The following is a 26,101-nucleotide window of genomic DNA, read 5'->3' on the forward strand; positions in this document are numbered from 1 at the left end:
AGCGTCGTGCAGCTCCCGGCAACAGGCTGGTGCCGACGACGGCGCGTCGTCGAAATCGGCTTGTTTCCGGTCATTTCAATTCTCTCGACGGTTAGATTTCGGCATACGCGATGCCGGTGAAATTTCCTTGGGACCAGAGGAGATTGCGCTTGTTCTTTCCATCGAGATCGGCGGAATAGATCGAGCCGGCGAGGTCCGTGATGAACATCTGGTTGCCGGGGACGTCCAGTGCGATGCCGATTCCCTCCATCAGGTGCGTGATCAGGATCTGTGGCTCCGTCTTTATGTCGACTCGCGCGCGATTGACTGTGTTGCCACGTGGAGGATCGCCGCGGTCGGTCCAATAGAGCACGCGGTTCGATGGATCGAATTCAAGGTGAATCGGTTCCGGCAAGTCATTGAACAGCACCTCAATGTCGGAGCGGTTTGCCGGGTGTTCACCCTTCGGGATGTCAATGTCGGCGCGGAAGATTCGGCCCAAGCCCGCATTGTCCGGACCTTTTTGCGACCAGTAAATTCTGCGGCGCTCGGTGTCGATCGTGACGCCGATGCACCACCTGGTCGGATCGCGCCGGTCCACGTCACCGCGACCCGCCTCGATCAGCGTCTCCATCTCCGAGCCGTCGAGATTGCATCGCATAACCCGCATCCCTTCGCGGTCACACCAGTAGAGCTTGCCGCCTTTCGGATCGAGCTGGATCTGCTTCGGTGTGAACGTGACGCCGGGCGGAACGATAACTTTGCGAGCGCTTCCATCGATGTTTGCGCGCTCGATCGAACCATCGTTGACGGCGACACCGGACCCCATATTGGTCCAATAGATGTGGCCATCACCGACATCGATGGCGATTCCGTCAGGAAGCCGACAATCGGTAACAATAGCCTTTCGATCGGAGCCATCCGGATTCATGGCTTGAATACGGTTGGTACTCACCTCGAGAAAGAATAGTCGGCGACGGACTGAGAACTCCCAGTCGGGCGAGAGTTCCGATTTTATCGCATTAGCGTCGGTCATGCCATTCTCCCTCCCATGTGCGTGAGGCGAGATAGCGTCCGAAACTGCATAGAGATGCGGATCCAGCCCTCACTGATGAGTGAGGTCGCGCTTTCGATATGAGTCGTTTGACACACTCAAGCATCTCGCATCGGCGTGCTCTACTGCGGATCATTCCGACGGCGGAGCTTCACGGTAACGATAGAACATGGAGCAAGAGCTGGGCCAATTGCCCGACCATTAGATCGTCGCACGTCCCATCTCCGGTGATCGCGCTGGAGTGCCTATTGGTCAGAAGATGTCGCCCCGCTTCAACTCCTGCGACCACAATTGCCGCGAAAGGCTCTTTGCGGAGCACGCGTCGGATGCATTGGTCCACCTCCTGTAGTGCGATAAGCGGCGCGGAAGGCTCGGAGCATAGAAATCAGGAGTGACCTTGTTGCGGGTTAGGCATCGCCCCTATTCCCCGCGGAGACTATCGACGTCCCGATGATGCCATCCGACGCCAATTGCGCGATCTCCGTGTCGGAAAGCCCGAGAAGTTTTGATAGGACCTCCCTGTTGTGCTCTCCGAGCGTCGGCGCCGCTGTGCGGATCGCAAAGGGCAACGAGCCATCACGGATCGGTATTGAAGGCTGTGGGTGCAAGCCAATGAAGGCACGTTCGACATCCTGTAGAAATGCGCGCGACCTAAGATGCGAGTCCTTGAGCAAGTCAGCTGGCTGTCGGGCCACGCCGGCCGCAATTCTTTCCGCCTGCAACTCTGACATGGCGTGATCCGCATCGCGGGTAATCGTCCAGGCTTCGATGGCTCTTTCAATCTCGTCTTCAATGCGGCGGCGAACTTCGGCAGACCTCAACGCGGCATCTGTCGCCCAGTTTGACCGTCCAATGAGAATGGCAAGCCTCTGCCACATGTTCTCGTCGCTAACGGCTACCATGACCCAGCTGTCCTCACCCGCGCACCGGAAGCAGCCATGCGGCACGAACTGGGGATGTCGAGTACCGTACCTTGGCGGAGGCACACCGCCGATGGAGTGCACAGTGATCCACGGCGCCGCAAACGGTATCATGCATTCGATCTGGGCAAGATCGATGAACTGTCCTAGCCCGGTATTGCGGGCATGAAGCAGCGCGACAAGAACCGCAGCACAACCGTTCAATCCACCAACGGCATCCCCAAAGGCGACGTGGCTCATCACGGGTGGCCCTTCCGAATTTCCGACGACATTCGGCAACCCGGAGCCCTGCTCGAGAGTCGAGCCGTATGCCCGACAATCGCGATACAGGCTTTTCGCGCCAAACGCTGACATTGACAACATGACAAGACGAGGGTTGAGCGTTCGGAGCACATCGTAGCCAAGTCCGAGTTTCGGCAGCACATCAACCGAATAATTGTCTACGACAACATCGGCTCCCGCCAAAAGACGCTTGCCAAGAGCAAGGCCCTGGGGCTGCGTGAGGTCGAGCGTGATGCCGCGTTTGTTGCGGTTCATGATGCAGAAGGCTTGCGCCTTTTCGTACATCTGAGCGTCAACGTAAGCGGGGCGCCGGTCAACGCCGCGCCACCAATCCGGGTACTGGGTGGATTCGATCTTGATGACGTCCGCACCGAGATCAGCGAGGGTGCGCGTGCACAACGGGCCCGCCCAGCCCATCGTGAAGTCAATGACGCGAATCCCACGCAGGGGGAGCCGTCCGACACCGTTGCAACTGGGCGTCCGCGACGCCTCTAGGGATCGCTGCTTTCGGATGTCCGCGAAAACTTGCTGCTCGCCGGGAGCCGGAACCTTGCCTCCGCGGCGCGGCGGCGTCAATGTCAGCCGCTGCATTGATCCAGCGGTCCTGCCCTCTTCTTGGCCAAGGGTGACAGGCACGATTGCGCCGCGTGCCTTTTTCTCGGTATCGAGAAGCAGATCGGACGTGTCGGGTACCGGTACGATCGGGATCTTCCGCTTCAGTCCCTCCGCAAACCACTCCTGCGCTGTCCGCGCCTTCAGCCTCGGCACGAACTGTCGTTCAATCCTCTCGACTTGCTTCAGACGCTCTTCGCCAAGGAGCAGCGCTGGATTATCGCGCAGATCGGACAGATCGAGCATGTCGCAGAATGCGCGCCACTGTGCGGGCGTGAATGTCGTCACGCCGAGCCAGCCTTTCTTGGTTTCGTAAATGCCGCCCGGAAAAACCGGCCAGAAGCGGTTAATGCCGATCCGACGCACGACCTCGCCGCGCGCAGACGCCTCGAACATGAGATATTCGCTGATGGTGAGACTCGATTCGAAGATACTGACCGACCAGGACGGCCCTGTTTCGCCTTCGATTTGCACGACCGCCGAAGAAGCCGCGGCAATGAACCCCCACAGGCCACCGAGGATACCAGTCTGGAAATCCGGTGCGTACAACGGTGGCCCCTCCGCCGGCCCAACCAGCTTGACGAGGCCGGCGAGCGCGCGGATAGTCGTATCGGTTGCGGCAAATCCTGCATAAGGACCCTCGCGGCCGAACCAGCTCGCTTGGAGGTGGATCAATCTGGATCGCCGTTGGCGGATCGCAGCGACGTCAATGGACGGGCAATCGGCCGGATCAATGTCCCTGCCGTCAATTAGAATATCGCAATTCTCGATCATTGCAGCCAGCTGCGCGTTCGCATTCGGGGCAGCGGGATTGATGATCGTGCTTGATTTATTGAAGTTCAGGAACGCGAACCAAGCGCTCTGACCCATTGGCGTGAGCGGCGCAAAATAGCGAAGTGGATCGCCCGCCGGCGGCTCGATCTTCTGAACATCCGCGCCGAAGTCGGCAAACAATCGCGCGCAATAGCTAGTTGCCGCCGCGCTGCCAATCTCGACAACCCGCAGATCGGACAAAACTCCCGCCACGGCTCCATCTTCCCAGTCAAAAAAGGCCATCAGCGGGAAACTCTCGAATCTCGCAATTGCTCGCGCCGGATTCGGCGTGAGTATAGAGCTAGCGCATGGCAAAGCCCTGATAGCCGCTTGCGGCGACTTCGTCGCATTTTTGTCGATAGCTGCCTACGCCGCCGGTATACGCGAGAACCCGGCGCGGCTTGCCTTCGACGTTCGATCCCACGTACCAGGAATTGGTCTTAGCAATTAGCATCCTATTGGCAATCTCATCATGATGCGCCACCCATTGATCTTCCGCCTCTTTGATAGGCTCGATCACGTTCAAGTTCTTGCCGCGAAGATAGCTGATGCATCCTGTTATCCACTCGACCTGCTGCTGCAAGCAGGTGGTCATGTTGCAAAGCGCAGCCGATGGAGCAAGCGGCACCGCGGTCGTAAAGAGATTGGGATAGCCGTGCACCTGCAAGCCCATCGTGGTCCGAATGTCTCTGCCCCATTCCTCCTTTAGTGATCGTCCATCGCGACCGCGTATGTCGATGCGGGTCAAAGCGCCCGTTCCTGCGTCGAAACCGGTCGCAAGGATGATGACGTCGAGCGGGTGTACCGTGCCGTCGGCCGTCTGGATGCCTTCGGCCGCGATGCGCTCAATTCCATTGGTATTGACGCTAACAATTTCCACGTTGGGTCGATGGAATACCTCGAGGAAATTCTGCTCCAAAGGTACCCGATGGGTACCGAATCCGTATTCGCTGGGGATCAGCAGGTCGCACAGCTTAGGATCCCCTAGCCGCTCGCGCATTTTTGCGCGCACGAATTCGGAGATCTCTGCGTTCACTGCGTCATCGAAGAAAAGCTCAATGAAGGACGACATCCACAACTTCAAAGAACCGTCGTTCCAGCAGTCTTCGATGACCTTGCGGCGCTGCTGCGGGGACAGATCGGCCCAGGCGTGCTCAACGTCGTGCTCGAAGCCCGTGAACGTATGCGGCAGCCGCTCGGCAAGTGCTTTGAATTTTGACTTGTAGGCTTCGACGTCTGCGGCGGCGTATGTGGGATTGTTCATAGGGATGACGTATTGCGGCGTGCGGACGAACACCTTGAGATGGCCAACCTCCTCCGCGATCGTCTGGATGACCTGGATTCCCGTCGGTCCGATACCGACCACGCCCACACGCTTGCCAGCAAGATCGACCTGATGCTGCGGCCATCGCGCCGTATGAAACGCCTGGCCTTTGAACGTCTCCTGCCCCGGGAAGGACACATGGGGCGCCGAGAGCATGCCGCAACAGGTGACGAGAAACTGGGCATCTATCACATCACCCTTATCGGTCGCGACGACCCATCGCTCGGCCGCTTCATCGAAATGAGCGCTCTGGACGGTCGTGCCGAACTGAATGTCTTTGCGCAGATCAAGTTCGTCCGCTACGTAATTGAGCCAGCGCTCGATTTCCGGCTGGCTCGGAAACTTTTCGCTCCAGCTCCATCCTTTGTAGAGATTTTCGGAGAACAGGTACTGATAGATGTAGCCCTCTGAATCGAGGCGCGCACCTGGATATCGGTTCCAATACCACGTGCCGCCGACACCGGAGGCCGCATCGATGACCCTGACATTCAGCCCGAGCTCTCGGAGGCGGTAGAGTTGATAAAGACCGGCGACGCCGGCCCCTATGACCACTGCGTCGAGTTTCGCTGTCGCATGCACGGCATTATCACCATTGGCCCCGATCCTGGTCTGGTCCATTTCTTCTCCTGGGCGCATTGAGATCTGGCGAGGAGAGAGCAGCAAGTCTCGTACCAGTACCCGCAGGTCGCGATCCTCAGGCGTAGAGACAACGACGAGAACGTGGGCGATCGACTGCGGTGCCTCAGGCTTTTTGAAGCAGTTGCGACGTACGTACGAAATGCGACACCGCCACCAACTCGAGTTGCAGAATTTTCATGGGGCTGGATGCAAGAGTTCGGAAAGATCAACTATCAATACTAGCAATTGATCTAAATGACGCACGTGTGTCACTCCTTGCTGGCTGAAAGTCGGACTAAAGCTTGCCGAGATTCCGTAATAGCTCATCCCCAGATACAAATCCTTCTAAGGACTTGCGGCAATGCAATCCTCTGCACTGACGTCACGCACCTATAGCTCTGAAGCCGCACCTGTCTACCCTCCCGATATCTCGCAAATTATCAAATGGCGCGACAGCTCGTATGCCGCGGATCTCTATATCGCCGCAGTCTCCTGGCTCGACCTCTTTACTTACCTGGATGGTCACCCGGTAACCGAGGAGGAACTACGACTCCATTTCTCTCTTCGGGAGCGGCCAACGCGGACCATGGTTCGACTCCTCGAATCGTGGGGCCTCATCTCCAGGCAATCCGGCCGGCTGCACGCAACGGCCAGCGCCATTCAGTATCTGAGTGGCAATTCCGCGGACAACATCGCCTCGTATATTGCAACGATGAAGTATAAGCCTTCTGTTCGGGAACTTTATGAGATTCTGCGACAGGATGGATCGGATACCTGGCACGTTGAGCGCGGCGTAACCAAGTCCTGGGATGCATTGATGCAGACCGATGAGTTTGCCGATCTGAACACACGCGGCATGGAGGAACGGGGTCGGATCTTTGCTCCGCACCTCGCGAAGCTGCTTGATTGCACGAATGATACTTCTTTGCTCGATGTAGGTGGTGGATCGGGCGTCTATTCTGCGCATTTGTTGATGCGCTATTCTTCACTCTCGGCAACGATCTTTGAGCATCCGCCCGTTGATCAACTTGCAAGGAGCTGTCTCACTGACCGCAATTTGTACCCGGGTCGTGCCCATGTCATAGCTGGCGACATGTTCGTCGATCCCCTGCCCCGGGATGCCAGCCTGCACCTGTATTCGCACGTCCTTCACAATTGGGGACCAGACAAGGTCCAACTACTCCTTACCAAGTCTTTTGACAGCGTTACTTCCGGTGGCCGTATAGCAATTTACAGCTGCCACCCTGACGACCGCGGAGGACACCCCTCTCCGGCTGCCGAAGCAGAATACTCCGTGCTGCTTACGACGGGGTACGAGGGCTGCTGTTACTCCTTCGAGGACATGCGGACCATGCTCGAGAGCGCCGGCTTCCAGGAGGTCGAATACCACAAATCCATCTGCAATCGCAGCCTTATCGTCGCGAAAAAGATCGCCTGACGCTTATGACTCTACCGCTTTGGGGAAGCGACCTAATCCGCCGCTCTTCTGCATGAATCGCGTGAGCACGAGATGTCTATTCCAACCCGCGTTCTGTTGTCGAAGATCCGCGCGGCTGGGTACAGCATTTTTACTGGGGTACCATGTTCCATCTTTGGCGATCTATTTGACCAAGTGGCTGACTTTCCTGGCTTCCTGACCGTTCCTGCAGCCAATGAAGGCAGCGCAATTGCGTTAGCTGCTGGCGCGGTTCTCTCAGGGCACCGAGGAGTTGTTGCGCTTCAAAATTCTGGGCTCGGCAATATCATCAATCCGCTGACATCTCTGTTGATGGTCAACAAAATTCCGCTCCTGCTCCTCTTATCCGTTCGCGGCCACCCCGCCGAATCTGCCGACGAGCCACAACACGCGATCATGGGCGCCAAGACAAAAACTCTCTTGAACGAGCTCTCCATTGAGTGGTGTGACTTCGATGGGACCGAGTCCGGTTTGGATCACGCGCTCGCGCGCGGCAACGATGAATTTCATCGCGCTGCCCCGTTTGCACTGCTCTTTCGGCAAGGCCAGCTATCCGACAGTAGCGCGGCTAAGCCACGGGCTGATGGGATCCACTACGGGCTCAGTGTCGGACAAGCCATAGAGTTGATTTGCCAGCACTTGCAAAACGACACGCTCATTGTCTCTACGACCGGGTTCATCTCGCGTGAGCTGTTCCGTGTCCAAGATCGTCCTCTGAATTTCTACATGCAGGGCTCCCTTGGGCATTGCAGCGCGGTCGCGGCAGGGCTCGCGTTGACCTCGCCTACCCGACCCGTCCTCGCATTGGATGGAGACGGCGGCGTGCTAATGCATATGGGGATCCTATCGACTATTGGCTATGCCCGCCCTCAAAATCTTATCCATGTGGTGCTGGACAACGAAGGGTACGTTTCGACGGGCGGTCAACTCTCGACATCACGAACGACGTCGCTCGAAGTTGTCGCGTCCGCCTGCGGGTATCGAACAGCTACCCGCTGTGAGCGGGCCGAACATATCACCACTATCATGCGGCAATGCTCCCAGCGTAGCGGCCCTCACTTCGTGGTTTGCAAGGTCAACCGCCTCCATCCTCCTCAGCTTCCCCGCGTTACGAGCCGGTATTCTCCTCTACAGAACAAAACTATCTTTCAGCGCTGTGCCGGCACTCGCTGTAACGAGCCCGCGGCAGCCGGCGAAAAAGGACTGGTGTCATAGTTCCATGGTCGTCCGTATGCCTGATTTTCATCGCTCGATTTAGAAAATGAACCTGGTTGTTATCAAAGAAGGGAGACTTTGGGCTATCAAAGCTACTTCGAAGCAACGCGAGACCTGTCTCGAATCTTACATAGGCGCAACCAATCGAGTTATGGCATGCACAATAACGATCAAGACTATCATCCTATGCTCGTCGCGGGGGCGCCTGTCCACTCGGACGCGACTATCGAAGTGCGCAATCCATTCACAGGAATGCTTCTTGGCAGCGTCCCGCAGGCCAGACCGGAGCATGCACGCCAAGCATTTGAGATCGCTGCGCGGACTCATCCTCGGCTCACGCGCCGCGAACGAACCGATATCCTCCTCGGGACAGCAAGCGCCGTGAGGAGAGATCGAGACCGGTTTGCCCGGCTTATCACGGCAGAAACCGGTCTCTGCCTGAAGGACTCCTTGCATGAAGCCGGGCGTGCATGCGATGTCTGGTCATTTGCTGCCCATACCTTGATCCAGAGCGAGGGTGAGATTTATCCATCTGACATTGGCGTAACACCCCATGATCGGCGCATATTTTCCATGCGCACACCGCTCGCCGGTGCGATCTCCGCTATCACGCCGTTCAACCATCCTCTCAATCTCGTCAGCCACAAACTCGCTCCCGCCATTGCGACGAACAACCGCGTAGTCCTGAAGCCGTCTGAGCGGGCGCCGTTAACGGCTCTGGCGCTTGGCAGGATCCTGTACGAGCAAGGCCTGCCGGAGGGGATGCTCTCGATCGTGACGGGGGCCCCCCACGCCTTGGGAGATGCGATGTTCACCGATCCCGACGCGGAACTGGTGACATTTACCGGCTCCGTTCGCGTTGGGCATCATATTGCGGAGCGGGCTGGTTACCGGAAGCTCATCTTGGAGCTGGGTGGGAACGATCCGATCATTGTGCTTGAGGACGCCGATGTCGATCGAGCGGCGCATCTGGCTGTTCAAGGAGCGATCAAGAATTCGGGTCAACGATGTACAGCGGTCAAGCGGGCGCTTGTGGTTGACTCTATTGCCGACGAATTTGCCGAGCGGGCGCTCTATCACATGCGGAAGCTCTCGACCGGCGATCCGAGCGATCCATCGGTTGACCTCGGCACCGTCATTAATCAAGAGGCGGCCAAACTGATTGCTCGACGCGTTACCGATGCCGTTGATGCTGGTGCTACTCTATTGCTCGGGAACCTACCTGACGGCGCATCTTATCCGCCTACCCTCTTGGACCATGTCTCACCAAGCTCCGAACTGGTGATTGAGGAAACATTCGGACCTGTGCTGCCAATCATCCGTTGTCCGAACGATGTTGACCAAATCATATCGATCGCCAACGCGACCAAATTCGGACTTTCTGCCGGAGTGTGCTCTAACCGGCTTGATCATGTGACGAAGCTCATCAACGGACTTGCGGTCGGCTGCGTCAACGTGTGGGAAGTTCCCGGATATCGCACCGAATTGACCCCCTTCGGGGGAATTAAGCAGTCCGGACTCGGGCACAAGGAGGGCGTGCTGGAGGCGATGCGTAGCTTCACGCAGTTGAAGACCTACTCGCTTCCATGGCCAGTCTAGGCCAAATGCTTTTTGGCTGGCCGCCGAAGGTGGCGGAATCGTCCCGTTCTTGTGGATGGGACGAGCTGAACGTCGGAGTCCATCGCACGGGAGCGCGCGCCGGACGGGGTGCCAGCTGTCCAACCAGAAAGCAGGCTGCGTACCCCCGAATGGCTGCTATACGGCCCTCGTCCCCGCTATTCCGGTACGATCATCGCCAGCCCGATCCTGAGTTGCGTGACATGCTGCCTTGAACACACAGAATCTGAAAAGCACGCACCGTGATGACATCGTCCCCTCCCAATGCGCGAACGAAAATCATCCTGGCCGCCCTTACCATCGCTGCGTTCGCGATCGGCCTCGATACATTTGTCATCATCGGGGCACTCGATGTGATTTCTCAAGATTTCGCGATTTCAACTGGCGCGGCGGGCTGGATCATCTCAATCTACGCACTCTGCTACGCGGTTTTCGCACCTCTGAATGCCTGGATATTCAGGACCGTAAGCTGCCGCAATGTTCAGCTCCTATCTGTTTCAATTTTCATCATCGGCAACCTGGTCTGCGCAATTGCTCCGAATTTCCTGGTCCTTGCGGCGACCCGTGTCATTTCGGCCTACGGCGCGGCGATGTTCACCCCGGCCGCTACCGCACTGGCCGCCGAGCTCCTGCCCCCCGCCCGCAAGGGGTTCGCGTTATCCCTCATCTTCGGCGGCATGACTGTTTCACAGGTTGCGGGCGTTCCGGGGACCACCTGGATCGCGGAGGCCATCGGCTGGCGCTTTGCATTCGGTCTGGTCGTCATAGCCTGACTTCTCGCCTTGCTGATCTTTGCCCCGATAATGTCTGCAATCCCTGATAATGCGCCGGAGCGCGGAAATGGCCTCGTCTCGAAAGACTTCCCTAGGATCATCTACGGTGTCCTCTCCGTGACGCTATTCATAGTCGTTTCCGAGTTCATCGTTTACTCCTATGTGAGCGTCTTCATTACCGGTTCTCTGCTTGCCGGCGTCCCGCTGCTTTCGGCCGCGCTGTTCACTTATGGTGTCGGAGCTGCAATCGGAAACGCAGCCTGCGGTGTTCTGACCGACCGCTTCGGCCCGTTCAAAGTCCTTACCGCAGCTGTAGGTGCACAACTGATCCTGCTTGTTGGTTTGATTGCATGCAGGCACCATTGCGCCGTCACCCTGCTCATCGCCTTTTTTTGGGGCAACGTGAGCTACATGTACCTCGTTCCCATCCAGCACCGGCTCCTCAGTCTAGCCGGGGATAGATCCAAGCTGGTGCTTGCAATGAACAGCTCGACTACCTTCGCAGGCATTGCCATCGGCGCTTTTATCGGTGGCCTCCTCGTCGAACTTAGCGGGGTCACGTCCCTGGCTGTGGGGTCCATCCTGATTGGCCTAATCGGCGTCGGGCTTGCCATTGCCTTCATGCGTGACGCAGCACCTGCGGAAGCTGCGACTGCAGCGTGAGCGAGGCTATCATTCGATCTGTTCGACGACTTTTTGGCAGTGAAGACGAAGCCTGGCGAATCTCTCCGCTTCGGACTTCGCTATCGATGCGCCCAGCGTGCTTGCTGAACTCGATTACACCTTCCTGTCGAAGCTTGACGAGCGCAAGAAGATAAACAACGCGGTCTCATTGCGGTTTTCGACAATGTCAATCTCGCCTTCCTCAATCATGAGATCAGTGTGCACGACATAGATAAGCTCGATCTGTTTCTTTGGTTTACAGATGGGGCCAACGCCCGCAACCTGCGGGCATTTCCTTAGGGATTCCGACACTCGCTTGACAGCGGCGTCTCTTGACCGATCTCTGGACAATACGCGAGGCTATTTGTCAGAGAGACGAAACAGCCCCTTTTTCCGGGCTAGCGCGAGCATTCATTCAAGGCGAGCAGATTATCTTTCCATTTCCCGTCCGCATGGGTCTGAAGAAACTTGTTGCCGGAAGCGCTGACACGAACAGCGACCCATGCGGTCGCATTTCCTTCCTGCGTGTAAAAGCTGTGCTGCTTTCTTTCGATTAAGCGCACCACGTTTTCTGTGGTGTCCCTCCACCTGCCGGATCCCTCGGGATTCGGACCTCCAACGTGAGTGATGTGTTCGTGCGCGCTGTTGCGGTGCGGCTTGTTCACGCAATCAATACGGTAGTACATTGGCTCACTTTCTCTTGATAATCTTGAGCGAATTTCTGCAATCCGATCGCGTCCAAGTCCACGTCGCCGTGGACATACCGTTCGAAGTGATTTGCACTCGAGGTATCTCGACGCGGCAGTACCGATAGCCTCTTGCCAGCCGCTCAACCGCACCGATACGAATCGCGTGATGCGCATGCTGCCGGCTGTTCTAGGTCGGCTGCGGGCCTTATTTGATCACCAAACGCAGCTTTTCATCGTTACTTTTCCAAGAACGCATCTTCTTCCCTACAGCCCGTTGCGGTATCTTCAATGCACGACTGGAGGCCCGATCTGGTTGCGGTACCGCCGCTATGGTTCCTGCATTGCCAAGACGACAAATGGCTATATTGCCACCGAGTATATTTCTCTCAACATTGGCGCTGATCCGCTCTTAAGACAGGGCATTGTTATCGTTCGAGTGCCAACGAGCTGAGCTACACAAAGCACTCAGTCACCTCGCTCGCGGAGATAACCGATCGCCTTCGCTACCTGAGCCAATCGGTCCCGCAGCAGACGGACGACGCCGAGCTCTTCAAAATATCTCGCTCTGTGGGCTCGTACTTCGTGTATTTGAGCGCCTTGCAGCGTGACGGCCCCTAGGATGAGGCCTGCCTGGAATTTGCCGTGCTGATCGTCGCGACCGCAGCTCACCTTCGATTTCGACCATCGCGCGCGAACGCACAAGCTTCTGCAGAAGTCCAACCTATGCTCGCCGATATGGAGCTCGACACGACTCCTGACGAGAAACGGTACAACGCCAAGCTCTTCACCATCGCCGGCGATGAACCGATGCCTGTCCGCGCCCTGGACGCCCTAGCCTACAACGCTGGGTTGGACGCTACCGCCAGCGATAATCCGAGCAACAGCCCACCTTGGTAACCTGTTGCGAGGCATACGAGCATCGGCATGAGCAAGAAGTCCGGAAAAAAAGGCGACACAAGGCACCATTGTCAGCGTGCGTCCGCCGCCGAAACGCTACAAGTCCGCTAAGAAGACCCGAGAGGTTAGCAAGAGGAAATAGGGCTCGGCACGAGCCCGGACGGCACCCCACATCAACGAGCGCCGTGTCTTTCGAGCTCGGATAACGCGGCTGCGATGTAAAGAGTGGAACGCTGGCGCGTCGGGTCGAACTCTTATTTAGCTCCGCGGGGTTAGCTCAGCTGTCAATCGGACCGGGCCGCTTCGCGGCCCGGCTTCGTTCGTGGACGTTATATGCGCATTGCTGGCCTCTATCCGGGAATATAGACGCAACCGGGATCATCCGGCGGACAATCACATCCTCCGATCGCCTTAGCCAACCCTTCCAATTGTGGCTTCGAATCCACGAAGTCCTTGATAGCTGTCAGGCTTTTCCGTCGTACCTTGACGAATTGCCCGGAAGACTCGAGGTGGTCGCTGAGGTCCTCTCCCAGTCCCGCCTTGTGAATGGCACTCAAGATCTTCCCCAAGCCATGCAAGCCAAAGTCGACGTGAGTGCCACCCGGGCGCGCAGGCTTTGCAGCGGCGGCTTTCTTGCTGACTTTGCGTGCCTTCGGTGACCGCTTGGCTTTCGTAACTGTCGCCATGTAATTCTCCCTCTATGGTGTCGGTCTAAAGATTTTCAGTGCCAAGAATTGCTGAACCGCCCGCGCCGCACCTTGTTCGGCTCGTCCGCCCGAAGCGGTGATGAGCGACCCCTCGTAAATCGGGCCACGGACGGCTTCGAGCGTCTTTGCCTCGCCCTTGTCCAGATACAGTCCCACGGTCAGCTGATGGGTATCCTTGCGCGATATGGTAACCGGAAAGCTCACGTCGGTGGCTTGGAACGGTGGCCCTTTTGGCGCGAAAACGATCTTGGGCGATGCGCCACCACCGATGGTCGTGGTGAATTGAAGTTGCTGAACCATGCTCGGCGGCCCCTTTTTAACCGTCGCCACGTCTTTGTTGAGCTGATCGAGATTCTCGAACAGGCTCATCAAAGTGAATTCTTTTATCAGCTTGGCGAGCCCAACTTTTCCCGCGATTGGGTAAACGAAATCCTCGGTTCGAACCAAATGGTGCGTGCAGTAGCTTTCACTGGTCTTTTGAACAAGGTTTCCGAAATTGTCCGTTATCGTAAATGACCACTCATTCTGCCTTTGCCGATCAAAATTCCCGGTAAGGCCGAGGGTCACAAGTGACGTAATAGGCGTCGGCCTGATCAAGTCCACGGCCGGATCTATGTTATTCGTCTCGAGCCCCGTCAAATCGTAATAGTAAGCAATCCCAGTGCTGTAGAGGAGCTTGGTCACAGTGCGCGCGAATCCCGTTACCTGCGACGGATCAAATGCTCTGATTGACTCATGATCCAGCTCATAAGCTCGCTTCAGCTCGTTGCCTACTGCGAATGAGTAGTCGTCGAGCTTGTTCTTGTTTATGTTGTTGTCCGGGCTGGCGAGATAGCCAAGCAAGGCGTCAATGACCGCCTGCCGGGCCTCACAGCGAACTTGTCTCGCAATATTGGATGCCGAAATATGCGCGACGTCGTCCGTCACCGGGTGAATAGAGCATCCGCTCAAGAAGAGTAGTACGGCAACCAGGCAAAAGCGATTGCCTCTTATATGAAGGCCCATCCAAATCCCCCCACCAGAATAAACAATTTGTATCAAGCAACCTGGCCGCCCCCTCGACGGCCCGCTTCGAATTGAGATCTAATAGTCCCCGACGGCAGATCCTTCCCATTCGGGCCGCGCGAAATCATCAGTTGTGCAAAACGGCGCGACTGATGCAGCGACCGAATGCGTGCGAAGGGATTAAACCCGTCGCTGAAAAAAATGATGGGTGGTCGGGTCCGAGCGGTCATCGAACGGCGTGATGCGGTAGACCGGCACCGCGTGCTTTGCCCGCCGGGCCGAGGTCCGTTGTAGAGCTCGCCCTTCGGATCGAACACAACGACACTTCCGCGGTAATGCAACAGGTTCGGGGGGATCGTCGTCACCCGTTTCTTCGCCTTGGTGGGAGCGACGGTCAGGAGGTATCCTTCGTCATGCCAATGCACGAACGTTGCCGGTTCACGCGCGCCGCCTTCTTGAAAGGTCCCGAACAGAATGGACAAGGGGCTGTCGAAGTGGTCACGTCCTTTGAGGAAGTATCCTACGTCGGCAACTCCCGGCCAGGTAGCCGACCCATGCAGCGGCTGTGGCTGGATCAGGAGCCTCTCGCGCTCCGCAGTCTCGGCCCGATCAAGGATGGCCTGATAGCTGCGACCGGAGATGATCGCAGCGGCGACCGCATCGGCAGCCTCGACGTGGAACTGCTGCGCAATGCGCTGGCGAATCTGCTCCGGCTCGACATGGCGAGCGAGCTTCCAGCCCGAACCGCCAGCCGAGCGGAAGCTCAGCTCCCTCGAGAAGATGAACGAACTACCCAACACTGCGCCCCACAGCCCTGAATCGAGCCTACCCCTATCGATTTGGTCAAACAACCACCAGTATGCCAGCATTTTGCAGGTTTCCTGCAAGAGCAACGCACTTACGCATCGCCGCAGCGCGGAACGCGGTCGGGCGGCTGAACGGCTTCCGCGTCTCCGACAACGAGGAAAGTCCCACAGGGCGTTCAGCAATCCGCCGCCGATTTTGCTGCAAAACCACGTCGCAGCGTCCAGGCGGCCAACGCGATCACAGCATCGCCGCCGATTTGCGGCCATGTAGGCCACCGAGCGAAGCGCAACGGAGTTGAATGACCCAAGATTGCCGGTGATCGGCTTCCAGGTCGCGCCACTTGTAGGTAATAGCTACCAGGGGCTCGACGCCTGGCACTGTCATCGGCCCGCGACAGACTGCATCATCAGGCGCAGACCAGCACAGCCTTGTTTAGCCTTTCGTGCTCTGCCTTCAAAGCCGATCGCGCCGAGAGCATTTGCCCCCCCCGCAAAGGGCACCTCAAGTACAGCACCGCGCTTGCTTGCGCCAAACGCCCGACATCGTGGAGCCCCCCGCCTCGAACGATGTTCCTTAAGTCCGCCCAAGGCGGCTGCGATGCGATTTCTAATCCGTCTCGGCGTGGCGAATACTTGGTTGGTTCTCAATAGAGATTTGAACGGTCTCAAAGAACGATTCCACGCATCGCAGGCGTCTTTTATCCGATGTCGTGACGATGTACGTTTTGAAATCGCTGCAGAATTCATCGACAGACTTGTACACGAGTTCTTCTGCTGGAAAAACGCTGTCTTGAAGAAGAATGCCTACCCCGATTCCGTGCAGAACGGCTTCCTTTAGGACAGGATAAGTCGCCATCTTAATAACGTTCGGCATGTTTATACTATTCTCAAGACACGCCTTTTCCACTTCTCGTAGCGTCAGAGAACCATCCTCGGTTAGAATAATCCTTTCTTGCGCAAGTTCAGCCAGACTGAGCGTCGGTCTACAGGCGAGCCGATGCTCGCGCCGAACGAGCGCCATAAGCCGCGTTTTGCTGAGCTCCACGTGGAATAGGCTGGCAAGGTCATCAGGCTCAGTGATGATAGCTATATCGACATCACGCGCTTCAAGTCGCTGCTTAGCAAGCTCCCAGGGCACTAGCGAAAACGTGATTCTCACTGCCGGAAAACGCTTGTTGAATTCGGAGATAATCGGCATTGCCGGACACGGGGCGTTCGCGATCACCGTGAGATGGCCGGCTGAGAGATCACTGTAGGCATTGATCTTCTCCGCGACCAGTTGCTCCAGAACCCGAACGCGATCAGTTAGCGCAAACAATTCCTGAGCCGGTCTTGTAGGCACGAGCCCGGTGCGATGGCGAATAAAAAGTGTCGTCCCCATATGTTGCTCGAGCTTGGCAAGGTGCTGGGTGACGGCCGATTGGGTGACACCGAGGACGGTTGCAGCTTCCGAAACGCTTCTCCGCCTGAAGACCTCTGTAAAGGCCGCAATCTGGTGAGAACTGATTTTCATGCTGTCGAAGCCTGCTCATCCTATTGCGGCGGAGTCGCATTCCCAAGCGGGTCAGGGCCTTTTCGTGCACCGTCCGTTGGCAAACAAAAAGCCGTTGGGCTGCTCAAGCTCGACGTTGGCATCGCCATTGCGCCCCAATTGATCAGGCCCCCTAAAGGTGGACTCAGTGCCACACGAACAGCGACGACCAACTTCCCGAGATGTTGCCTCAGATCGCCGCACAGTCTTCCTATGGTACTTGGGAATGAACATCACATGGTATACGAAATGTCAAACTTCTGCTGCTTCTCCAAGCTGAGCTTGGAGCCTCGCTCGTTATAGGCAAAGAGAAATTCTGCTTAGCAACAACGTCTCTGCGCGAAAGATCGGCGTTTAAATAATAGTGCCGGCCGCAAAACCACCTTGGAACGGATCATCTCGAAAATTGAAGTTGTTGGTCGGATTTTCTCAGCGCGAACGGTGCATGGTCCGAGATACTTAACTGCACGCAGAAGGCGCGCAGGATAAAAGCGGCGGCGGCAAATAATGAGCCGGCTTGGAAGCCCGCTTATTTAATAGAAGCAATACTTCTTCTATTAGCAAGGCTAATATCAAGACATTTACGCGTCAACAACGCTTGCTACGCCTCTTCTTCGAAAGCAGGCGACAAGCCGCTATGCGCTTTCGGCTCGTAAACAGAGAGCGCATCGCTAACGCCCAATGAAATCACGAGTGAAGGAGGTGATCCTCGCTCCGCAAAAGCGGGGGCGGGGGACGTCAGCCGAGTTCGCCACAATTAACAGGAGAGACGAATGAAAATCAGCACCGATCGCATCCTCACCACACATGTCGGCAGTTTGCCACGGCCGCAGCTGTTGGAGGAGATGCTGCTGGCGAAAGAAAAAGGCGGACTTGACGCCGACCGCGATCCGCTGCTGGCGGCCAGCATCAGTTCAGCGGTCGTCGACATCGTCAAGAAGCAGGCGAGTATCGACCTATCGGTTGTCGATGATGGCGAGATGAGCAAATACGCCTACTCGACCTATGCGCGCGAGCGAATGACAGGTTTGACGGGCGTTGATCAGCCGCTTGCTTTGTCCGAACTGGCGGAATTCACGAATTTCGCAAAGCGGGTCACTCTGGATATCAAGACTCCCGCCTGCATGGGGCCTCTCAAGTACCAGGGAGAGGTGGCGGTGGCGACGGATATCGCCAATCTCAAGGCGGCACTCAACACGGTTTCTGTCGAGGAAGCGTTTATGAACGCTTCGTCTCCGGGGATCATGGCACACTACATGCCGAACAAATATTATCCATCGCAGGAAGCCTACCTCTATGCGTTGGGCGATGCGATGAAGCATGAATACGATGCCGTCGCTGCATCAGGCTTGCTCCTGCAGATTGATTGTCCGGATCTGGCTCTCGGCCGCCATTTTCGAGCCAAACCAATGGATGTGGCGGAGTTCCGCAAGGAAATCGCTCTTCACGTCGAAGTGCTCAATCATGCTCTGCGCGACATTCCCGCCGATCGGATGCGCCTGCATCTATGCTGGGGCAATTATGAGTCTCCGCATCACCACGACATCGATCTCCACGAGATCTTCGATATCATCATCAAAGCGCGGCCAATGGCGCTTCTGCTGGAGGCGGCGAATCCACGCCACTCGCATGAATGGAGCCTGTTCAAGGAAACGCGGCTTCCCGATGACAAGATTATTGTGCCCGGCGTTATCGATACCTGCACGAACTACATTGAGCATCCCGAAGTCGTCGCGCAGCGCATCGAGCAATACGCCAATCTGGTCGGCCGCGAGCGCGTGATTGCTGGAACGGACTGCGGTTTCGCGAGCTTTGCGACCTTTCACACCGTCGACCCGGACATTGCCTGGCGCAAACTCGAGTCGCTTGTGCAGGGCGCCGAGATTGCATCCCACCGGCTCTGGAACGCGAACTCAACGCGCTCCGAACAAGCCATTGCCTCGTGAAAGCGCAAAGCCGCTGGCAAGCACCGCACATGAAAATCATCCAGATAACCGACCTTCACCTGGTTCCAGCAGGTGATCGTCTCTTCGACAGCGATCCAGGCGAGCGCTTGGCAGCCTGCTTGGCCGATGTGGCTGAGCATCATGCAGATGCCGAGCTTTGCGTCATCACGGGCGATCTTGCTCATCATGGCGAGCGGAGAGCCTACGCTCGCCTACAGGAGGCGCTCGGGGTCTTGCCGATGCCGGTGCGGCTTCTCATGGGCAACCATGACGATCGCGCCAATTTCCGTAGCGTATTTCCCGAAACTCCGGTCGACGATTTCGGCTTCGTTCAGTCCGTGCTCGACACGGCGGCGGGACGCTTCCTTTTCCTCGATACCAAACGATCAGATAGCCATGCCGGCCTCTACTGTGAACAGCGCCAGGCGTGGTTGCGCGCACGCTTGGAAGAGGCGCACGGCAGGCCAATTTATCTTTTCATGCATCACCCGCCCCTGTCGGTTCACTTCAGGCCTGCGGACGACATCATGCTAGACGATGGCGCAGCGTTCGGACGAATTCTCGACGGGCATTCCATCCGCCATCTATTCTTCGGGCATGTGCATCGCCCGATCACCGGAAGCTGGCAAAACATTCCCTTTTCCACCTTGCGGGGGCTCAATCACCAATTGTGGCTCGATTTTAGTTACGAGCGAGGAATTCCCTGCAGTATGGAGCCTCCGGCCTATGCGATCGCCTTCCTAAACGCCGATGCCGTGGTCATCCACACCCATGATTTTCTCGATACAAGCGCAAAGTATCTGTACGAACCGGACCTACCCGTCGAGCGCCAAGTCGTTCCAATAGCGCGACGATCTCAGCTCTGATTTCGCGGCGGGGTCTTAAGCCCCTCCATCCGTGACCCATGCCCATCCGTCGCTTAACCCCGGCGGAGCGGTTGTTCGTAACCGTTGGAGGTGCAACCTCTTTGCCCGACCGTACCAGACGGAGTTCTTGATGCCGCAGATGTAGATCATCGAACGCGCGGCGCCTCATTTCCAAGTGGCGACGCAGCCTTATTTGCTTGCCTGTTAGACGCACCACTCGGAAGAAAGCGTGGCTCTTCTTTCGAGCAACCGAAGGAGAATTCTCGTGAAATTGTCCCGTCGCACGTTTCTCGGCGCTTCCACCGCGCTCTCCGCTGCATCCATCGCCGGCTCATTTGCCAGCCGTGCTTGGGCCGCAGCTGATACCGTCGCTATCGCCTCGCTGCACGATTTATCGGGGCCTTTTGATATTTACGGCGTGCCGTCGAATCTGTGCATGAAAGTGGCCGTCGAGGAGATCAATGCCGCCGGCGGGCTGCTCGGCAAAAAAGTCGAGCTCAAGGTCTACGACTGCCAGTCCGACATCAACAAATATCCGCAATATGCGCAGAAGGCGGCGCTCAACGACAAGGTCGTGATGGTGCAGGGTGCGCTCAGCGGCGCTGCGCGCGAAGCCACGCGGCCCGTCTTGCGCAAGTACAAGATCCCCTTCATCTACGGCTCCTTCTATGAAGGCGGGCTTTGCGAGAAGAACACATTCTGCGTCAATACGGGCGGCAACCAACAGGTGGTTCCGCTGCTCGAATGGTCGCTCAAGAATCTCGGCAAGAAGCTTTACTATATCGCTTCGGACTACAACGCGCCCCGCAATTTCGGCATCTGGAACCACGTGATGGCCAAGCGCCAAGGTGGCGAGGTCTTGGCCGATGATTACTATCCTCTGGACGTCACGGATTTCACCTCGGCCATCGCAAAAATCCAGGCCGCCAAGCCGGATATCGTCCATTCCTGCCTCGTTGGCGGTCCGGCCATGTCGTTCTATCGGCAATGGGCGGCGGCCGGAATGTTGAACAAGATTCCGATCATCTCGATCGTGTTTGCCGCAGGTAATGAGCACGAGGTTCTTGCTCCAGAGGAAACCGACGGCGTGATCGTCGCCTACAATTACTTCCAGGAACTCGACACGCCGAAGAACAAGGAATTTCTGGCAAGGGTTGAATCCTTCGGCGGTAAGAACCACCCCTATATCAATGGCGAAGTGTTTGGCGGCTACAGCGGCGTCATGCTGTGGGCGGAAGCCGTCAAGCGTGCCGGCAGCTTCGAGCGGGAATCAGTTCTCGCGGCCCTCGAAAGCGGCATCCGGTGGGAAGGACCGGCCGGAGTCATGACCACTGATGGCCCCACCCACAACACGACGCAAGACGTTCACATCATCAAGGTCAAGAACCGCGTCTGGAGCCTGATCGAGAAGAGCGAGCAGATTCCGCCCGATACGTATGGCGGCAAGTGCAACGTCTTCACCAATCCGAAGCAGACCGATTTTCTGATGCCGCAGATCTAAGTGGCCGGTGCTCGCGGCGCCGTCTCGACGGCGCCGCCTCCTTATTCGCCTGTCTCAGTCTTCGCAGACCAGGATAGACTATGGACCAGCTCGCCATATTGTGCTTCGCGGTGGTCAATTCCATTGCGCTTCTCGTCCTCATCACCTTGGGGCTCGCCATCATTTTCGGCATGATGCGGGTGATCAACTTTGCTCATGGCGAGTTCATCATGCTTGGCGGATACGCCACCGTGATCGCCAATCATGCCGGCGTCAATCTTTGGCTCTCCATGCTGGTCGTCGCTCCAATGGTCGTCGGCATTATCGGAGCTGTGGTGGAGCGGCTCATCATTCGTCGGCTCTACGGTCATCTGGTCACGACGATGTTGGCAACCTGGGGGCTCAGCCTGTTCTTGATTGGCGCGGTGACCGCCATCTTCGGCAACACGACGATGGGTGTAAGCGCGCCGCTCGGCAATATTCCGATCGGAGCCTATTCCATCGGTGCTTACCAACTGCTCTTGATCGCAATCACAGCCCTGCTCGTCGTGTGTTCTCTTTTGGTGTTGCACTGGACGAAATACGGATTGATCGCGAGGGCGGCGATGCAAAATTCGGAGATGGCGACCACCCTCGGGATCAATTGTGATCGCGTGTATGCGGCCACTTTCATCATCGGCACAGCAATCAGTGGCCTGGCCGGCGCGTTGCTTGCGCCGATATCCGGCGTCCTTCCTCACATGGGCTCCGCCTATGTTGCACGCGCCTTCGTCACCGTGATCAGCGGCGGCGGCGCCCTGATCACCGGCTTTCTGTCAGCCGCAACGATCCTCGGGCCGGTTGAGGCATTGCTATCCTATTTCGCAACGCCGGTCGTTGGCCAGGCCTCGCTGTTGCTTTTGGCCGTGATCGTCCTGCGCCTGTTTCCGACCGGCGTCTCCAGCTTGTGGACCGGAGGTCGATAACGTCATGCTGCGCCGACTCAAACATGCCTTGTTTCCAGTCGCTCTCGTGCTCTTCGCGGCTTTTGGGCCGTTCATTCTGGAGCCACTCGACCTCGTCAATCTGTCCGCCTTTTCAGCCACGGCGACCGCAGCGCTCGGCCTCGCCTTTGTCTGGGGGACGCTAGGGATACTCAACCTCGGACATTCGGTCTTCTTCGGTCTCGGTGCCTACGCCTACGCAATCGCAGTCTCCAATCTCGGCGACAGCACGCTTGCCGTTTTGATCGGAACGCTGTTGCCGGTCGCATTCTCGCTCATCCTTGGCTACTTTCTATTCTTCAGCCGTCTGGGCGACGTCTATCTCGGCGTCATTACGCTCTGCGTGACACTGATTTTTTATTCCTTCATGACGTCGACTGCAGACCCCTCGTTTCACATCGGTCCGGTGCCTCTCGGCGGCTTCAATGGGATCACGGCAGTACCCTCGCTCAATATGCCAGGTGATCCGCAGGCATTTCTATCCACGGAAGTGACGTTCTCAATCTGTTTGCTGGCGCTTGCAGGGGCTTACATTCTGCTCTCGTTCCTGCGTTCGAGCGATGCCGGACTTATCATGACGGCAATCCGCGAAAGTGAGTTGCGGAGCGAACTCCTTGGCTACGACATTCGCTTCTACAAGCTCGTTGGCTTTGCCGTGAGTGCTGCCATCGCGGGGCTCGGTGGAGCGCTTTACACGGCGGTCATGGGTTTCGTCAGTCCGAATGTTTTCGATCTTCCGCAAGCTTCGCAATTCGTTCTGTGGGTGATCGCCGGCGGACTCGGGACCTTTGTCGGCCCCGTCGCGGCAAGCTTCGGCTTCCAGCTTCTCAGCAGCCAGCTCGGCGCCAATCAGATTTTCAATACGGAGCTCATTTTCGGCGCGACGATCATCTTGTTCGTACTGCTCGCCCCTCAAGGCCTGCTGCCGATGATTCTTAAGTTGTCGAGACCTAGGCTCCAGAACCGTTCTGGCATCATGAGGCGGAAGGAGGAACCGGCATGAACGGCTCGGCCATTCTCACAACGAGAGGCCTTGTTAAGCGGTTCGGCGGTGTTGCCGCAGTTGATGGCGTCGACCTCGTCGTGACCGCCGGCGAAATCCGCTGCCTCATAGGCCCGAACGGCGCTGGCAAGAGCACACTCTTCAAATGCCTCACCCATCAACACCAGCCGACCAGCGGGCACGTCCTGTTCGAGGGCCAGAATCTGCAAGGCCTCGCCACCTATCGCATTGCGCGCCTGGGCATCGCCATCAAAAACCAGATTCCCAGCATCTACCCTAACCTTGACGTCCGGGAAAATATCCGCCTCGCCGCCCTACGGAGAGGACTGCCCAAGCGCGAGCTGGACAGAGTTGTTGGGCTGGCACTGGAGGAGATCGGCTTTGATGACGGGCGCGCAAAGCAGCCGGCTGTGACGCTTTCGCATGCACATCGCCAATGGTGCGAACTCGGCATACTGCTCGCAAGCGATCCCCGTCTCGCGCTCCTCGACGAGCCCACCGCCGGCATGACGCGGGATGAGATGTTGAAGACCGTCGACATCATCAAACGTCTCAACGCCCGTGCCACGGTGATCGTGGTCGAGCACGACCTGGAGTTCATCGCCCGTCTCGCACAAAGGGTCACTGTCTTGCACAGGGGGAAAGTGTTGGTGGAGGACACCATGGACAAGATCGAGGCAAACCAGACTGTGCGAGATATCTATCTCGGCCGCAAGAAAGAGGCCATTCATGCTGAAAGGTGAACGCTTGGTCTCCGGCTACGGCCAAACACAGGTTCTGCGTAGCTTAAGCTTCGATGTCGGCGCTCATGAGATTCTCGGGATCATCGGCATCAATGGCATGGGCAAGACCACCTTGCTCAAGACTGTCATGGGGCTGTTGCCGGTCCAAGGTGGCCGTATCGTACTGGACGGTGTTGCCATCGAAGCTCTGCCTGCCTATCAACGTAGTCGTCTCGGCTTTAGTTACACGCCGCAAGGCGGAGCGGGTTTTCCCGGCCTCACCGTCAAGGAGAACCTCGTGCTCGCGGGCATGATGCCGGGCGCCGGCAAGGCAAAGCCGATCGCCGAAATATTGTCTCTCTTTCCGAGGCTCGAAAAGCTTCTCGCTCGCCCTAGCGGTGCATTGAGTGGAGGCGAACGGCAGTTGCTGGCGCTTGCACGCGCCATGGTTCGCTCGCCGCGGCTTCTTCTGCTCGATGAACCGACGGAGGGCATTCAGCCCTCGGTGACTGACGAAATCGCCGAATGCCTTTCGTCAATTAACCGGCTGGAAAAGACGGCCATGATCATTGCCGATCAGGATCTCAGTTTCGTGGCCTCACTGGTTGCCCGAGCGCTGGTCGTCCAGAAGGGACAGATCGTAGCGGAACGCAATCCGACTGAACTCCACGCCGATAATGTCTTCGCAACGGACTGAGGTCGTGGCGACGTCGGGCACTGCGTCCGGCGATGCTGGAGGTCGCCAGTGTCAATCCGTTCAAGACGAGTGCCCACTTTTCAATTTGCCGAGCTACCACGGCCAAAGCCCTTTCAGTCGAACCGACCGTCCATCCGGCTGCGCAGCATACAAAATTCGGCGGCTCAGTGACGTCGCGAAAGAAATGCTACCATCATGAAGAAAGAGGCTAACGTGTCGTCCGCTGCACGAACCGAGTTTTCGCACCTCGAGGTCCAAGCGACCAAAGAAGTCGAACCCGAGAAGAACTTTCGATTTTACGACAATCGACAAAAATACCTGATGTTCGTGAATACGTGTAGCGAAAAGCGCGTCGTATCGGAACGAATAGCTTTCGAACTCGATCAGATTCGTCCGCGCCCGCCGGCTGTGCGGGTCTTTGATGCGGGCGTTGGCGATGGGACGGTGCTGGCCCGCGTGCTGCGGTCAATGCATCGGCGCTACGAGCATCTGCCATTCTATGTCGTTGGGAAGGAGATCAGCCTTGAAGACATTCGCTTGACGCTCGAGAAACTGCCCGATCGGTTTCACGAGCACCCTTCAACGGTCATCGTCCTGACCAACCTTTACTATCACGAAGCCCCATATCTTTCGGCGAGTTCGGCATCAGCGGCATCCAGGCTCGTCTGGCATGAAGTCGCACTGGGTGGGCGGACTGCCGCCGAATACGAGCGTCAGATCAACGATCTTGAGCCATTCCTAGCTCAACATTGGAAGGCCAGCGTAAGTAAGAAATCCGGAAATCCAATCTATGAGCGCCCGGTCGTTCTGGTGCTGTATCTGCAGAGCTACCGATTCCTGTTGGATCAGGTCATCCCCAAGCAAGGCGCGATCATGGCAGACTACGATCTTGTCATCGCCTCGCAGCCCTATCGGGCACGAGCGTCGGCGGCGTTTAAAGCGCAAAAAGTCGTTGCACCATTGGCGCTTGCGCTCGCTCGGGGAGGTCGGTTGGTCGGCATTCATTCGTGCGGCGACGATCCAGGTCTGGAAATCATTCAGAGCGTGTGGCCTGGGGAACAGCCTTTCGCAAACGATCGACGAGATATATTGCGCGAAACAAAGATCGCAATGGGGAATGAGGCGCGTCAGTACAAGTTCAATGCGCTGACCGATGAACAGTCAAAATTCAAGTACGTGATGTATACGCTGCCCAACGAAATTGACGCGGACGCTACATCCATCGGGACGTCAACACTGTTTGCAGCCTGGAATAACGCGAACTACGTGGCACAGATTGAGGACGAGCGACTGGCCCGGGCGATGACGGACGATCGGTACCTGGCGTGTACCAAGGAGATCTTGCGCAAGCATAATGGACTTTGGTTCTGGGACGAGTCTTACGTGATCTCCCGAAACGACAAGCCATGAAATAATTCCGCCTGGCGACCTGCGGGACCTCTC

22 protein-coding genes are annotated in these 26,101 nt (G+C 57.2%); 14 read left to right on the forward strand and 8 right to left on the reverse strand.

Annotated elements, in window-relative coordinates; translation table 11 throughout:
* Nucleotides 1-91: 91 nt before the first annotated feature.
* The 3 genes from Q3C01_RS16130 to Q3C01_RS16140 form a co-directional block, all read right to left on the reverse strand.
* On the reverse strand, nt 92-1,015 hold the full coding sequence (locus tag Q3C01_RS16130; protein WP_458146302.1) for a 3-hydroxyacyl-CoA dehydrogenase: 924 nt from the start codon (nt 1,013-1,015) through the stop codon (nt 92-94).
* A 425-nt stretch (nt 1,016-1,440) separates the two neighbouring features.
* The gene (locus Q3C01_RS16135) at nt 1,441-3,903 is read right to left on the reverse strand and encodes a CaiB/BaiF CoA-transferase family protein (RefSeq protein WP_458146303.1); all 2,463 of its coding nucleotides are present in this window, start codon (nt 3,901-3,903) and stop codon (nt 1,441-1,443) included.
* 58 nt (nt 3,904-3,961) lie between these two features.
* Nucleotides 3,962-5,602 (reverse strand): flavin-containing monooxygenase, encoded by a 1,641-nt coding sequence (locus tag Q3C01_RS16140; RefSeq protein ID WP_458146304.1) that lies wholly within the window; start codon nt 5,600-5,602, stop codon nt 3,962-3,964.
* 361 nt (nt 5,603-5,963) lie between these two features.
* Here Q3C01_RS16140 and Q3C01_RS16145 point away from each other — a divergent pair, with 361 nt between their 5' ends.
* The 5 genes from Q3C01_RS16145 to Q3C01_RS16165 all read left to right on the forward strand — a co-directional run bounded on the left by Q3C01_RS16145 (nt 5,964) and on the right by Q3C01_RS16165 (nt 11,326).
* On the forward strand, nt 5,964-7,040 hold the full coding sequence (locus Q3C01_RS16145; RefSeq protein ID WP_458146305.1) for a methyltransferase: 1,077 nt from the start codon (nt 5,964-5,966) through the stop codon (nt 7,038-7,040).
* 72 nt (nt 7,041-7,112) lie between these two features.
* The gene (gene aepY / locus Q3C01_RS16150) at nt 7,113-8,273 is read left to right on the forward strand and encodes a phosphonopyruvate decarboxylase (protein ID WP_458146306.1); all 1,161 of its coding nucleotides are present in this window, start codon (nt 7,113-7,115) and stop codon (nt 8,271-8,273) included.
* A 156-nt stretch (nt 8,274-8,429) separates the two neighbouring features.
* Nucleotides 8,430-9,872 carry a phosphonoacetaldehyde dehydrogenase gene (gene phnY, locus Q3C01_RS16155; protein ID WP_458146307.1) on the forward strand — a complete coding sequence of 481 codons (1,443 nt, stop codon included), beginning with the start codon at nt 8,430-8,432 and terminating at the stop codon, nt 9,870-9,872.
* Between the two features lie 263 nt (nt 9,873-10,135).
* Entirely contained in the window at nt 10,136-10,663 is a 528-nt protein-coding gene (locus Q3C01_RS16160; protein ID WP_458146346.1) for an MFS transporter, read from the forward strand.
* A gap of 9 nt (nt 10,664-10,672) precedes the next feature.
* On the forward strand, nt 10,673-11,326 hold the full coding sequence (locus Q3C01_RS16165; RefSeq protein ID WP_458146308.1) for an MFS transporter: 654 nt from the start codon (nt 10,673-10,675) through the stop codon (nt 11,324-11,326).
* 398 nt (nt 11,327-11,724) lie between these two features.
* Here the strand turns inward: Q3C01_RS16165 and Q3C01_RS16170 are convergent, their stop codons facing one another.
* A complete protein-coding gene (locus tag Q3C01_RS16170) occupies nt 11,725-12,012 on the reverse strand; it encodes a DUF3892 domain-containing protein (protein ID WP_458146309.1) in 288 nt (95 codons plus the stop codon).
* Between the two features lie 645 nt (nt 12,013-12,657).
* On the opposite strand from Q3C01_RS16170, the gene Q3C01_RS16175 reads away from it, so the two are divergent.
* A complete protein-coding gene (locus tag Q3C01_RS16175) occupies nt 12,658-12,912 on the forward strand; it encodes a hypothetical protein (protein WP_458146310.1) in 255 nt (84 codons plus the stop codon).
* 350 nt (nt 12,913-13,262) lie between these two features.
* On the opposite strand, the gene Q3C01_RS16180 is transcribed toward Q3C01_RS16175, so the two are convergent.
* From Q3C01_RS16180 to Q3C01_RS16195, 4 genes are all read right to left on the reverse strand, one after another.
* Entirely contained in the window at nt 13,263-13,598 is a 336-nt protein-coding gene (locus Q3C01_RS16180) for a hypothetical protein (RefSeq protein WP_458146311.1), read from the reverse strand.
* Nucleotides 13,599-13,610: 12 nt separating this feature from the next.
* Nucleotides 13,611-14,546, reverse strand: coding sequence for a hypothetical protein (locus Q3C01_RS16185; protein WP_458146312.1), 936 nt, complete (start codon nt 14,544-14,546; stop codon nt 13,611-13,613).
* A 110-nt stretch (nt 14,547-14,656) separates the two neighbouring features.
* Nucleotides 14,657-15,493: a type IV secretory system conjugative DNA transfer family protein gene (locus tag Q3C01_RS16190; RefSeq protein WP_458146313.1), complete on the reverse strand. Its 837-nt coding sequence runs from the start codon at nt 15,491-15,493 to the stop codon at nt 14,657-14,659.
* 544 nt (nt 15,494-16,037) lie between these two features.
* Complete coding sequence (locus Q3C01_RS16195) at nt 16,038-16,943, reverse strand: LysR family transcriptional regulator (RefSeq protein ID WP_458146314.1); 906 nt, start codon at nt 16,941-16,943, stop codon at nt 16,038-16,040.
* Nucleotides 16,944-17,734: 791 nt separating this feature from the next.
* Here Q3C01_RS16195 and Q3C01_RS16200 point away from each other — a divergent pair.
* From Q3C01_RS16200 to Q3C01_RS16235, 8 genes are all read left to right on the forward strand, one after another.
* The gene (locus tag Q3C01_RS16200) at nt 17,735-18,907 is read left to right on the forward strand and encodes a cobalamin-independent methionine synthase II family protein (RefSeq protein WP_458146315.1); all 1,173 of its coding nucleotides are present in this window, start codon (nt 17,735-17,737) and stop codon (nt 18,905-18,907) included.
* A 29-nt stretch (nt 18,908-18,936) separates the two neighbouring features.
* Nucleotides 18,937-19,773, forward strand: a complete 837-nt coding sequence (locus Q3C01_RS16205; protein WP_458146316.1) for a phosphodiesterase — start codon at nt 18,937-18,939, stop codon at nt 19,771-19,773.
* A 265-nt stretch (nt 19,774-20,038) separates the two neighbouring features.
* On the forward strand, nt 20,039-21,274 hold the full coding sequence (locus Q3C01_RS16210; RefSeq protein ID WP_458146317.1) for an urea ABC transporter substrate-binding protein: 1,236 nt from the start codon (nt 20,039-20,041) through the stop codon (nt 21,272-21,274).
* Nucleotides 21,275-21,354: 80 nt separating this feature from the next.
* On the forward strand, nt 21,355-22,218 hold the full coding sequence (locus Q3C01_RS16215; protein ID WP_458146318.1) for a branched-chain amino acid ABC transporter permease: 864 nt from the start codon (nt 21,355-21,357) through the stop codon (nt 22,216-22,218).
* A gap of 4 nt (nt 22,219-22,222) precedes the next feature.
* Complete coding sequence (locus tag Q3C01_RS16220; RefSeq protein WP_458146319.1) at nt 22,223-23,239, forward strand: branched-chain amino acid ABC transporter permease; 1,017 nt, start codon at nt 22,223-22,225, stop codon at nt 23,237-23,239.
* Nucleotides 23,236-23,982: an ATP-binding cassette domain-containing protein gene (locus Q3C01_RS16225; RefSeq protein WP_458146320.1), complete on the forward strand. Its 747-nt coding sequence runs from the start codon at nt 23,236-23,238 to the stop codon at nt 23,980-23,982. Before Q3C01_RS16220 ends, Q3C01_RS16225 begins: the two co-directional genes overlap by 4 nt.
* Nucleotides 23,969-24,658: an ABC transporter ATP-binding protein gene (locus Q3C01_RS16230; RefSeq protein WP_458146321.1), complete on the forward strand. Its 690-nt coding sequence runs from the start codon at nt 23,969-23,971 to the stop codon at nt 24,656-24,658. Before Q3C01_RS16225 ends, Q3C01_RS16230 begins: the two co-directional genes overlap by 14 nt.
* A gap of 195 nt (nt 24,659-24,853) precedes the next feature.
* Nucleotides 24,854-26,068 (forward strand): hypothetical protein, encoded by a 1,215-nt coding sequence (locus Q3C01_RS16235; protein WP_458146322.1) that lies wholly within the window; start codon nt 24,854-24,856, stop codon nt 26,066-26,068.
* The last annotated feature ends 33 nt before the right edge of the window (nt 26,069-26,101 follow it).

This window comes from Bradyrhizobium sp. UFLA05-109 (assembly GCF_054185165.1).

What these genes read in the sequence shown, in the direction of transcription:
- Q3C01_RS16130 (WP_458146302.1), bottom strand. Translation starts at nt 1,015, where the DNA reads ATGACCGACGCTAATGCGATAAAATCGGAACTCTCGCCCGACTGGGAG.
- Q3C01_RS16135 (WP_458146303.1), bottom strand. Translation starts at nt 3,903, where the DNA reads ATGGCCTTTTTTGACTGGGAAGATGGAGCCGTGGCGGGAGTTTTGTCC.
- Q3C01_RS16140 (WP_458146304.1), bottom strand. Translation starts at nt 5,602, where the DNA reads ATGGACCAGACCAGGATCGGGGCCAATGGTGATAATGCCGTGCATGCG.
- Q3C01_RS16145 (WP_458146305.1), top strand. Translation starts at nt 5,964, where the DNA reads ATGCAATCCTCTGCACTGACGTCACGCACCTATAGCTCTGAAGCCGCA.
- aepY (WP_458146306.1), top strand. Translation starts at nt 7,113, where the DNA reads ATGTCTATTCCAACCCGCGTTCTGTTGTCGAAGATCCGCGCGGCTGGG.
- phnY (WP_458146307.1), top strand. Translation starts at nt 8,430, where the DNA reads ATGCACAATAACGATCAAGACTATCATCCTATGCTCGTCGCGGGGGCG.
- Q3C01_RS16160 (WP_458146346.1), top strand. Translation starts at nt 10,136, where the DNA reads ATGACATCGTCCCCTCCCAATGCGCGAACGAAAATCATCCTGGCCGCC.
- Q3C01_RS16170 (WP_458146309.1), bottom strand. Translation starts at nt 12,012, where the DNA reads ATGTACTACCGTATTGATTGCGTGAACAAGCCGCACCGCAACAGCGCG.
- Q3C01_RS16180 (WP_458146311.1), bottom strand. Translation starts at nt 13,598, where the DNA reads ATGGCGACAGTTACGAAAGCCAAGCGGTCACCGAAGGCACGCAAAGTC.
- Q3C01_RS16190 (WP_458146313.1), bottom strand. Translation starts at nt 15,493, where the DNA reads ATGCTGGCATACTGGTGGTTGTTTGACCAAATCGATAGGGGTAGGCTC.
- Q3C01_RS16195 (WP_458146314.1), bottom strand. Translation starts at nt 16,943, where the DNA reads ATGAAAATCAGTTCTCACCAGATTGCGGCCTTTACAGAGGTCTTCAGG.
- Q3C01_RS16200 (WP_458146315.1), top strand. Translation starts at nt 17,735, where the DNA reads ATGAAAATCAGCACCGATCGCATCCTCACCACACATGTCGGCAGTTTG.
- Q3C01_RS16205 (WP_458146316.1), top strand. Translation starts at nt 18,937, where the DNA reads ATGAAAATCATCCAGATAACCGACCTTCACCTGGTTCCAGCAGGTGAT.
- Q3C01_RS16215 (WP_458146318.1), top strand. Translation starts at nt 21,355, where the DNA reads ATGGACCAGCTCGCCATATTGTGCTTCGCGGTGGTCAATTCCATTGCG.
- Q3C01_RS16220 (WP_458146319.1), top strand. Translation starts at nt 22,223, where the DNA reads ATGCTGCGCCGACTCAAACATGCCTTGTTTCCAGTCGCTCTCGTGCTC.
- Q3C01_RS16225 (WP_458146320.1), top strand. Translation starts at nt 23,236, where the DNA reads ATGAACGGCTCGGCCATTCTCACAACGAGAGGCCTTGTTAAGCGGTTC.
- Q3C01_RS16230 (WP_458146321.1), top strand. Translation starts at nt 23,969, where the DNA reads ATGCTGAAAGGTGAACGCTTGGTCTCCGGCTACGGCCAAACACAGGTT.
- Q3C01_RS16235 (WP_458146322.1), top strand. Translation starts at nt 24,854, where the DNA reads ATGAAGAAAGAGGCTAACGTGTCGTCCGCTGCACGAACCGAGTTTTCG.